Origin of the sequence: Burkholderia sp. Se-20378 (assembly GCF_017104665.1) — a bacterium.
GTDB lineage: Bacteria > Pseudomonadota > Gammaproteobacteria > Burkholderiales > Burkholderiaceae > Burkholderia > Burkholderia lata.
In genome coordinates, this window is the sequence record NZ_JAAGPG010001110.1 from 1 (window position 1) to 1,096 (window position 1,096).

Below are 1,096 nucleotides of genomic sequence, written 5' to 3' on the forward strand. Positions count from 1 at the left end.
TATCGTCCCAGCGGCGCGCGGCCAGCGCCGCGCCCGCGTGTGCAGTTGCCTGCAGCAGCACGACGGGGCGCCGCCACAGCGGCCCGTGCGACGGAAACTCGGCCGCCGCGATCGCATCGATCCGCTCGACGAGCGCGTGGCAGGTCGCCTCGCGATAGCGTGCCGCGTGAATGCGCACCTGTTCGGCGAGACTTGCGACCGACAGGCGCGGCAGGCGGCGCGCGACACCCATCGCGTCGAGCGCTTCGAGCAGGTCGATCGCACGGTGCTCGACGCCGCGCAGCAGCGCGATGCGCGCGGCAGTGCGATAGCCGAGCAGCACGGTATCCGGCGTGCCCGCATGTTCGAGCACGTCGAGCCGGTTCGCGAGCAACGCGGCCGCCTGGTCGACGCGGTCGGCCTCGTACGCGAGCGCCGCGCACATCGCCGCGAGCATGCAGGTGAGTGGATGGCGGCGCCCGAGATCGGCTTCCGCACGCGCCAGCGCCGGAGACAGCGCGTCGTCGGCCAGCCGGACCTGGCCCTCGCGCAGGTAGCTCAGACCCGTGATCAGTTCGCCCCAGCGCGCGACATAGCCGAACCCGGCCGCCGTTTCGCCGCGCGGCGCCGCGTGCTGGAAACGGCGCGCCTGCGCGGGTTCGCCGACGATGATCGCGCGCGCCGACAGCCGGTTCGCGTGCATTTGCGCGAGCCAGGTCGCCGCCGGTGGCGTGAAGTCGGCCCACGGTTCGAACAGCTCGACGAAGCGGTCGATTTCGTCGGCGTAATACGCGGCCGCGCTGAGGATCAGCGCGCATTCGTAGCGCATCGCCGCGGGCGTGCCGGGATCCGCGAGGATGCCCGCGATCTGGCGCTGCGCCTCGACATGGCGCTCGCCGAGCGCCAGCGCCCACGCCACGGCGACGCGTAGCGTCGGGCGCTTGTCGAGTTCCGCATCGGGCAGCAGCGCGAGCCAGTCGAGCACGTCGTTGATGCGACCCTGCTTGATCGCGTCCTCGAGGCAGCGCTGCGCGAGCGCGTAGGCCACCTCGAACTGGCCGGCCGCATACGCGTGGCGGGCGGCTTCCTCGGTCATCCCGTGCGCGTCGAGCCAGGT

General features: G+C 72.5%; 1 pseudogene. It reads right to left on the reverse strand.

The window, feature by feature from the left end:
• Positions 1–1,096, reverse strand: a pseudogene (locus tag G3N93_RS40440) (LuxR family transcriptional regulator); the annotation flags it as partial.